At 68.6% G+C, this 8,282-nt stretch carries 9 protein-coding genes, 1 tRNA gene and 3 pseudogenes; 7 read left to right on the forward strand and 6 right to left on the reverse strand.

The features are described 5' to 3' along the window. Positions 1–116: 116 nt before the first annotated feature. Positions 117–911 (forward strand): annotated as a pseudogene (locus ACMA1D_RS23445) (IS5 family transposase); the annotation flags it as partial. Between the two features lie 234 nt (positions 912–1,145). Further along, positions 1,146–1,352, forward strand: a complete 207-nt coding sequence (locus tag ACMA1D_RS23450; RefSeq protein WP_414725982.1) for a hypothetical protein — start codon at positions 1,146–1,148, stop codon at positions 1,350–1,352. Between the two features lie 212 nt (positions 1,353–1,564). On the opposite strand, the pseudogene ACMA1D_RS23455 reads toward ACMA1D_RS23450, so the two are convergent. Continuing rightward, positions 1,565–2,696 (reverse strand): annotated as a pseudogene (locus tag ACMA1D_RS23455) (IS630 family transposase). Positions 2,697–2,804: 108 nt separating this feature from the next. Between ACMA1D_RS23455 and ACMA1D_RS23460 the strand changes: the two are divergent. After that, positions 2,805–3,221 carry an ester cyclase gene (locus tag ACMA1D_RS23460; protein WP_414725983.1) on the forward strand — a complete coding sequence of 139 codons (417 nt, stop codon included), beginning with the start codon at positions 2,805–2,807 and terminating at the stop codon, positions 3,219–3,221. Between the two features lie 329 nt (positions 3,222–3,550). After that, positions 3,551–3,973, forward strand: a complete 423-nt coding sequence (locus ACMA1D_RS23465; protein WP_414725984.1) for a hypothetical protein — start codon at positions 3,551–3,553, stop codon at positions 3,971–3,973. A gap of 303 nt (positions 3,974–4,276) precedes the next feature. Here ACMA1D_RS23465 and ACMA1D_RS23470 read toward each other — a convergent pair whose 3' ends face one another. Further along, entirely contained in the window at positions 4,277–4,630 is a 354-nt protein-coding gene (locus ACMA1D_RS23470) for a helix-turn-helix domain-containing protein (RefSeq protein ID WP_414725985.1), read from the reverse strand. Positions 4,631–4,811: 181 nt separating this feature from the next. Here ACMA1D_RS23470 and ACMA1D_RS23475 point away from each other — a divergent pair, with 181 nt between their 5' ends. Then, positions 4,812–5,078: a hypothetical protein gene (locus tag ACMA1D_RS23475; protein ID WP_414725986.1), complete on the forward strand. Its 267-nt coding sequence runs from the start codon at positions 4,812–4,814 to the stop codon at positions 5,076–5,078. 60 nt (positions 5,079–5,138) lie between these two features. Further along, positions 5,139–5,687, forward strand: a complete 549-nt coding sequence (locus ACMA1D_RS23480) for a hypothetical protein (protein WP_414725987.1) — start codon at positions 5,139–5,141, stop codon at positions 5,685–5,687. Positions 5,688–5,822: 135 nt separating this feature from the next. Here the strand turns inward: ACMA1D_RS23480 and ACMA1D_RS23485 are convergent, their stop codons facing one another. Together ACMA1D_RS23485 and ACMA1D_RS23490 are read right to left on the reverse strand one after the other, a co-directional pair. Further along, positions 5,823–5,984, reverse strand: a complete 162-nt coding sequence (locus tag ACMA1D_RS23485; protein WP_414725988.1) for a hypothetical protein — start codon at positions 5,982–5,984, stop codon at positions 5,823–5,825. A 328-nt stretch (positions 5,985–6,312) separates the two neighbouring features. Beyond that, positions 6,313–6,849 (reverse strand): hypothetical protein, encoded by a 537-nt coding sequence (locus tag ACMA1D_RS23490; protein ID WP_414725989.1) that lies wholly within the window; start codon positions 6,847–6,849, stop codon positions 6,313–6,315. Positions 6,850–7,024: 175 nt separating this feature from the next. Here ACMA1D_RS23490 and ACMA1D_RS23495 point away from each other — a divergent pair, with 175 nt between their 5' ends. After that, positions 7,025–7,360: a hypothetical protein gene (locus ACMA1D_RS23495; protein WP_414725990.1), complete on the forward strand. Its 336-nt coding sequence runs from the start codon at positions 7,025–7,027 to the stop codon at positions 7,358–7,360. Positions 7,361–7,615: 255 nt separating this feature from the next. Here the strand turns inward: ACMA1D_RS23495 and ACMA1D_RS23500 are convergent. Together ACMA1D_RS23500 and ACMA1D_RS23505 are read right to left on the reverse strand one after the other, a co-directional pair. Then, positions 7,616–7,689: transfer RNA gene (locus ACMA1D_RS23500), tRNA-Ala, on the reverse strand. 87 nt (positions 7,690–7,776) lie between these two features. Further along, positions 7,777–8,282: pseudogene (locus ACMA1D_RS23505) on the reverse strand (hypothetical protein); the annotation flags it as partial.

Here is an 8,282-nt window from a genome sequence, read left to right on the forward strand (position 1 = left end):
GCACCAGTTCCTGCGAGGGCGGTATGTGACGTGATGTCGCGGTTGTTGTCGCTGGAATGTGTGGCGCAGACGTATCGGAACTGATCGGGGAGTCCTGTCGTGCCGGAGTGGTCTGCGTGAGCGACCGTCAGCCCTACAAGAGCGACTTATCCGACGAGCGGTGGGCTCTGATCGAGCCCGTCATCGCCTCCTGGAAGGGTCGGCATCCCACAGTCAGCGGCCACCAAGGCGCCTACGAGATGCGGGAGATCGTCAACACCCTGCTCTACCAGTCCCGTACCGGATGCCAGTGGGACTACCTCCCCCACGACCTGCCCCGTTCGGCGCGGTGAAGTACTACTTCTACAAGTGGGGCGACGACGGCACCGACCAGATCATCCACGACCTGCTGCGCTGGCAGGTCCGCGAGGGCCGGGGCGCAAGGCCGGCCCGAGCCTGGTGGTGCTCGACACCCAGAGCCTGCACGCGGCCGTCGGGGTGCCCGCCGACACCACCGGAAGGGACGCGGCAAGAAAGTCCCGGGCCGCAAGCTCGGCCTGGCAGTTGATGTTCTCGGCCTGGTGATCGCGGTGGTGGTGCTGGCCGCGTCCGTGCACGATAGCGCCGCCGGCATCGCCTTGCTGGACAAGGTCGCCGCCGACACTGACACGGTGCACACGGCCCCGGTGGACCAGGGGTTCAAGGCCGCCGTCATCGATCACGGGCAGAAGGTGAGCATCGACGTCGAAGTCGTCGAGCGCAACCCGGCAGCTGGCGGGTTCGTCCCGCAGCTCAAGAGGTGGGTGGTGAAGCAGGTGAACGGGATCATGATGCTGCACCGCAGGCTGGTACGGGACTACGAGCACCGGCCCGCCTCCGCCGAGCCGAGGGTGTGCTGGGCCATAAGCGACCGGATGACCCGGATGCTGACCGCGCCCCCACCTGGCGCGGCGCATGAGCGGCAGCGAGCTGACCTTGGGGGCGGTGCTGGCACGCCTGGAGGAGCAAAAGCGCGAAATCGCTGCGCAGGCCGAAGTCACACGGAACGCATCGCGGAACTCACCGCGCAATTGGAGGAGTTCGACCGGGTCACCGAGTAGTTTCGCAGCACCCGCAAGACCCTGCTGGCGCTGCCTGATCCGTCCCCGACCCCGCCGACGGCGAAGTTGCCGGACCATCCGGCCTACCCGCGGATCATGGCGGTGATCGCCGCAGCCGACGCTCCGCTGCGGGCACGGGCGGTCTGCGAGGCGATGGAGGATCTGGAGATCGCGCCCAGCAACGTCAACAACGTCCGGCTGCTCAAGCGGCTGGCCGAACGCGGGATCCTGATCGAGCCCGAACAGGGGTTGTTCACCCAGCCACGGCCATAGTCACCGGGAGAGGCCACCACCAGCCCGACAGCCCCAGCCGCAAAGCGCGAAGAGGGCAGAATGTCACTTACCGCCCTCTAAGTCAACGGTGTACCGGCGTGTCATGGCCACCATGGCGCACACAGCGCAGGAGCTGACCAACGGAGGAGGCTCGCCGCCACAACGAAAGCTCTGCATGACGTAAAGCGCCTCCTGCATCACCTAGTGCCACATCAGGCAACGTTCGCCCTGTTCACGACCTCACGGAGGCGGTCGTCGGCGGCGTGCCTGTTCCGCCAGATGATGTAGCGGCGGATCATGCTCCCCTGCTCCTGGTGGCTGGCGTGGTCGGTGTCGTCGAGAGTGAAGTAGCGCAGAGCGGTGAACTGGGCCTCGATCCGGTTGAGCCAGGAGCTGTTGGTCGGGGTGTAGGCGATCTCCACGTTGTTCGCCGCCGCCCACGTTCCCACCCGCTGACACCGCTTCGTCGTCAGGTGCGGTGAGTAGTTGTCGCAGACGATCGCGATGCGCACGTCCGCCGGGTGCAGCGAGCGCAGGTAGCGGCAGAACTCCAGGAACTTCGACCTGTTCTTCGTCTTCTTTATGTGCCCGTAGAGCTGGTCCTTGGCCAGGTCGTAGGCGGCGAACAGGTGCCGGACCCCGTGCGGGCGGGTGTAGGTCGCCCGCCTACGCGGGCGTGGATCGCGATCGGGATCCTTGTGCTTCCCACCGCGTTCGGCCCACTGCCGACCGGGGTGGGGCTGGAGGTTGAGCGGCCCGAACTCGTCCATGCAGAAGATGACTTCGGGCTCGCCTTCCTCGGGTATGACCTCGCCGTCGGCGATCGCGTAGAGGTGCTCGACGCGGGCCTTCTTGGCCGCGTATTCGGGGTCGCGGGAGGTCTTCCAGGTCTTCACGCGTTGAAACGAGACGCCCTCCTCGCGGAGCAAGACCCGAAGGCCCATGGCTGATGTCGTCGACCACCCCCTCGGCGATCAGGAAGTCGGCCAGCTTGGCCAGGCTCCAGGTCGAGAACGGCAGGCCGTGCTCGGCCGGCTTGGACTTGGCGATCTTCTTGATCTCCCGGCGCTCGGGCAGGGTGAACGTCCTCGGCCGCCCGCCCCGATACTTCGGATAGAGCGCCTCGAAGCCGTCCGCATTGAAGTCGTGGATCACGTCCCGGACCCGGTCCGCACTGGTGAACGTCACCTCGGCGATCTTCGCCACGGGCATGCCCTGCGCCGACAGCAGCACCATCTGGGCCCGCCGCCAGGTCACCACCGACCCGGTGCCCCGGCGGACGATCCGCAGCAGCCGCCTGCCCTCGTCGTCATCGATCTCGCGGACTCTCACTTCCTGTGCCACGGGGTCATTCTGGATGCTCCGGCGGCCGGTTCCCGCGGCGCGGGCGACCGAGGCCGGCAAGGGGGCGTGCACTGCCGAGTCCGATCGCCCGATGGATACGGTCCTTCCATGTCCGACTCAGCCGAAGCCGTCAGCCAGCGCAATGCCGATGTCGTCCGCCGCTATCTTCGGGTCTTCGAGACGAAGGAAGTCGCCGAGTTCGAGGAGCTCGTCACCGAGGACGTCCTCGTTCACGGCGCGGGCATCCACGGCCAGGGGCGGCACTTTCCCGAGGGATCGGTGCTGACTCCGGGGCTGTCCAACTGCCGCGTGCAGGTGGACGATCTCTTCTCCACGGGCGACCGGGTGACCGTGGCTTTCACGCTCACCTACACCCACGACCGAAGCGGCCGGGATCTCACCATGACGGGAGTCAAGTCCTACCGGCTCCGAGAAGGACGGATCGTCGAGTTCTGGGGCGAGACCGATCTGTACGGCCTCCTCCGCCAGGCCGGACTCGTACCCGAGCAGATTCCGCCCTTCTAACGGGACCACGCCAGAGCCCGTCGCCCCCGACCAGGACGGTCACGGGACAGGGCGAACGTTGCCTGATGCGGCACTAGTTGAGGAAGCGTGGAACCCTCTCGCGTGGCCCACGCATCCACGCTGTACGACTGAGCCCCGTCACGCCCGCGCACGAGACCATGCCACCGATTCACCCTGGGGGCTGCATCCGCAGCCGATCTTCCGTGATCCGCTTCACGCACCGCAGTGATCCCCCTACAGTGATACACGCAGCGTGCACGTGATCACACGGAGCGCCTGCTACTTGTCCAACTCGCCGTTCACACCTGCATCTTGATGGTGAATCAGCCATGACTCCTCGCGTCATTGTCGAGCGTTTGCGGCACGAGGAGATGGCCGTGCAGGAAGAGATGACTGGCATCCGTCAAAGGCTTGAAGCCCTGGAGCAGCGCTTGGCTGAGTTGGCGATCACGCGGCGCACGATTTCGGACCTCCTGGAGGGTGACTCCGACGGGCAGCCCCTCGGCACCGACGAGGACGGCAGCGCCAAGGCCCAGCAGCCTTCCAAGGGCGAGAGCTCCGAGAACGCCCCGAATACAGAGGAAGATCAGGCAGAACATCCGGAGCGTAAGCCCCGGGGCGCCGTCAGTCAGCGGATGGTGATGCTCGTGGGGAGTTCGGACCGTCCGCTTCGGGCCAGGGAGGTCGCGATCGCCCTCGGGAAGACGGAGCCGACGCGCGGCCAGGTAGAGGCCTCGCCGTGCTCTTCATAAGCTCGCTTCGGCCGGCTTCCTCCGCGCGCTCGACACCGGGGAGTTCATCGCTAATACGGGAGCCGCCTAGAGACCGCCGGTACACGTTAAGAGCGGCACTCAGCGCCGGGGGATCAGACCGGGGCCGGGCGCGAGGCAAGAAGTGGTGGTGCCGCCAGGGGATCAGCCCGGCGGCACCGGTACACGTCCGTCCAGGCAATGGCTTCGGCGTACCCATGTGGAGCGTAGCCCAGCAGCGGCTACGTGTGGCGCGCTGAGCCGAAATTCACCCTGCCCGCGCTCTTCGTGCGGGCTTGCGGAGGTTCAGCAATGTCCCGAACCCGGACCGTTTCCTCCCGGGTAGAGCCCGATCCCGAGCCCGTCCTCCAATCGGCTCAGCGTCGCGACATCCGGCCAGCTGCCGCCGGCCAGGAGGTTGGCCACCGCCTGGCGGTTGACGCCGCTGAGCGCCGCGACACGCCGCAGACCCAGCCCGTGCCGGGCCATTTGCCTGGTCAGGGCATGCGCGATGGCCTGCACCACCCGCGCCTCAGTGGGACCGTCGATCGACGCCTCGGGCCAGTTCTCCGGGTCCTTGGCCAGCTCCCGCGGCGGCACGCTGCGGCCTCTTCCTCCGGTCATGCGAATGCGCTCCTGACGATCGAAGTGCACACTCACGACACAGGTGGCTCTTTGTGTAGCCACTTCTCGCGGTGTGTCCCTGTGGAGACGGAGATGAGCGGCGCGATCCTCAGCTACCAGCCGTCGGACGAGCGGCCAGAATGGCCGCTCGTCCGACGGCGTGCGGATGGTGGCCGCCGCGATCTGCGATTCCGTCCCGTACCCGGTGCCGAGGCTGATGTCGGTGTTCGCTGGGCTCGCGGTGTACGCGGAGCGCTCCGGCGTCGCCCGTGACCCACTGGTCTGGCTGGCCCCCGAGACGATGACCCGGTTCCTGCTGGCTTGTACGAAGCTTGAGGGCAGCTCCATCCAGACCTACCGGGCCATCCTGCTGCGCATCCGTGAGGCCCTGCTGTGGCTGGAGTACGGACAGCGGCCCACGCCCCGGATGAGCGCCAGGCGACAGCGCGCCACCCCGTACACCCCGCCGGAACTCGCTCGCTAGCTGATGTGGGCCCGTGCGCTGCCGCCGACATCCGCCCTGGGCGGGAGCGCCCTGGCGCTGTTGGCCCTCGGTGCGGGCTGCGGGCTCACACGCCGTGAAGTACTGGCGGTACGCGGCACCGGCGTCACGGTGCTGCCGTCCGAGGCGGTCGTCGTCGCCGTGCCGGACAGCGACCGGCTGGTGGTCTGCCGGGCCATGTGGGAAGAAGATCTCGCCGCACGCGCACGTGCCGCTGGCGACGGCTACTTGTTCCTGCCCCAGCGGCAGGTGGCCGCACCGAAGAACGGCATCTCCAACTGGATCAAGCGAACCACGAGGAACGCATTGGGTCTGCCCGGCCTGCAACTGGCCCGGCTGCGCAGCACCTGGATCATGGAGCTGCTGCGCCAGCGCGTCCCCGAGGATGTGATCGCCCGTGCGGCGGGGATGCAGTCGACTGCCGCCCTGGCCCCCTACCGTGCGTCGGTCCCGCCCCTCACCCCAGCGGCCACCGCCCGGGTGCTACGGGGCCCGCATGAGGACACCCGCCGACGACCCCCGCTATCAGGCAGGAAACGGCCGCCTCCGGTGCCCATACCCGCGTTCACACGAACCATCCAGGCTGCCTGACAGCAAGGTCAAGAGGCTTCTCCGGATGCTTCAACACAGCGGCGTCGTGGAGGCGGTCGAGGAACGCTTCACGGAGTTGCCCGGCCCACGCGGCTACCCGATCAGCTTGGTCCTTCTCGGCCTGGTCTGCGCGAGCTACGAGCGGGCCAGTACCAACCTGGACGACGCCTTCGAGATCATCACCTTCGGCACGAGCGAGCGCCTGCGTGCCGAACTGTCCATCCCCACCTGCGACATCGAGGACCAGGACGCGGTCAACGCCTTGTACAACCGCTTCCACCGCACCTGGAGCCACATGAACCACCTGCTCGATCCGGCCCCGCACCAGCGACGCAGCCGACTTGGCCGGGCGGAAGGGCGTAAGGTCGCCGCGCAGTGGAACGACAGCAGAGGCGAGCGGGCTCTGCGGCACCTTGAGGAGCTCGCCAACCGCTTGGTCGCAGCCCCCGTGAGGGTGGCCTTCGCCAAGGGCCTGTGGGCCACTGGCACGGCGACACCGCCATCGACACCACCGCCGTGCCTACCTGGGCCCGCCCCCACACCCGCAGGCGCTCCTCGCTCGAGGCAAGCGCCAACTGGCACCACAAGGGCGGTGGAGGCCGGGAGTTCGGCTACAGCGCGACCCTCACCATCGCCGCGCACGCGGACCCGGACCGGGCCGGGCCGGGCCGGGCGCTACCCGCAGCTGATCCTCGGCATGGTGCTGCACACCCCCGAGAAGGACATGGGGCGACACGCCCAGTACGTCCACACGGTCCTGACCCAGCTCACCGAGCTCCGCGGCTTCACGGCAGCCGACCGCGCGTACACAAAACTCCGCCCCAAGAACTTCCGCCAGCCCCTGCGCGCCCTCGGCTACCTGCCCGTGCTCGACCTCACCAAGACCCAGGTCACTGACCAGGCCGAGGGGCACCACCAAGGCGCCATCGCCAAAGTCGGCCGCCTCTTCTGCCCCCTCACCCCACGCCGCCTGCTCGACCTCTACCAGCAGATCCGCAGCGCCAAGAACGAGCGCGAGCGCATCCCCCTGCGTGAGCGGCTGCAGGAGATCGAGGCCTACGCCCTCACCCGCAAGGACACCCTCGACGAGCGCGGCACCGAGCGCTTCGCCTGCCCCATCACCAAAGTCAACTGCCCCTGGGCACAAGAACGCGAAGGCCACAGCGCGCAAAGAAAGAGGTCCTACACCGGTCGTCATCGACCTCGACGCGCCCAAGGCACGTGCCACGCACCCGGCCGCCCGCCCCACGGTCGAGCCTCCTGTCATCCCCCTGGGCGACCGGCCCAAATGCTGCCGCCAGTCCTCCGTCACCGTGCAGGCACACGTCATGCCCCGCATGCGGCAAGAACTGCCGTGGCAGACCCCGTCGTGGGCCCTGGCCTACCAGACACTGCGCGCCCACATCGAAGGCGGCAACGGGCGCCTGAATTCGGTCGACGCCGCGCTGCACGCCCGGGAAAAACGACAGCCCCGAGGCCGCGTAGCCCAGACCCTGCTCGCTGCCATCGTCGTCATGGTCGAGAACATCATCGAGCTAGAGCGCTACCTCATCGCGAGCAAGAAGAGCCCCGTCACCGGCCTCAGCCTCGAACCGAGCGAATCCCTCACGCCCTACCCGCTGGCCGACGCGGCGCCTACACCCAGCCCCCAGGGGCTGAGCCGCAGCCCCTGAGCCCGCCCGCACACCGAAACTGAAGATCGACACGTCGCGAGACCGCAGGAGCCTGCCTCCACGCCTGCGGTCCCCGCGGCATGCCCACATCTCCACCCCTGGTCCACTCCAGGGCCGCCCGCCGCGCTTCCCGACAACCTGACGGACCGCATTTCACACAACACCAGGCTCAAAAGCCGAGATCCCGGCCCGACGGTGACCGTCTGACCGGGATCTCGTGAACCGTTTACGGACTACCCGCGAACGGCTCTGCCGTGGACCTGAGGGGATTTGAACCCCTGACCCCCTCGATGCGAACGAGGTGCGCTACCAGTCTGCGCCACAGGCCCTTGCGACGAGTGAAACTCTAGCATCCTCCGCGGGGTGCTCGGAAATCCGGTCGCTGCTGGTCAAGGACGGTGGCGGGGTGGTGGGGGTCACTCGTTGGCGGCGCGGGGGTGGGGGTCGTCGGCGTACTGGTCGAAGAGGGGGGTGCGCCCGCGGTCGCGGCCGGGTGCGCGGGGGGTGGTGCCCGCCGGATCCGCCGGGTCGATCGGGTCGACGGCCGTCTCCGCAGGTGGGCCGTCGGTGGGTCCTGCCGCGCTGGAACGGGTCGGGCTCCAGCCGTCGGGGCCGCCGAGGTCGGCGTTGCCGCTGGCCCGGGGGGCGACCGGGGCCGTGACGTAGGTGGGCAGCGGCACCGGGACCGGGTCCCAGCTCGCCCCCGTCACGCCGCCGCGCTCGCGCTCGCGGTCGTCCACCCACTCGGCGTGGTCGGTCTGTTCGACCAGGGCCCGGCGGTCGGCCGCGTGGGCGGAGCGGGCCGCCTCGGCGGCTGCCCGTTCCGCAGCTCGCTCCGCGGCCCGATCCGCCGCACGGGCTGCCGCCGCGCGCTCGGCGTCAGGGTCGCGGGGGGCCGGGCGGTGGCCGCCGGGGCCCGGCC

Source organism: Streptomyces sp. 796.1 (assembly GCF_047525675.1).
In the GTDB taxonomy this organism is placed as follows: domain Bacteria; phylum Actinomycetota; class Actinomycetes; order Streptomycetales; family Streptomycetaceae; genus Streptomyces.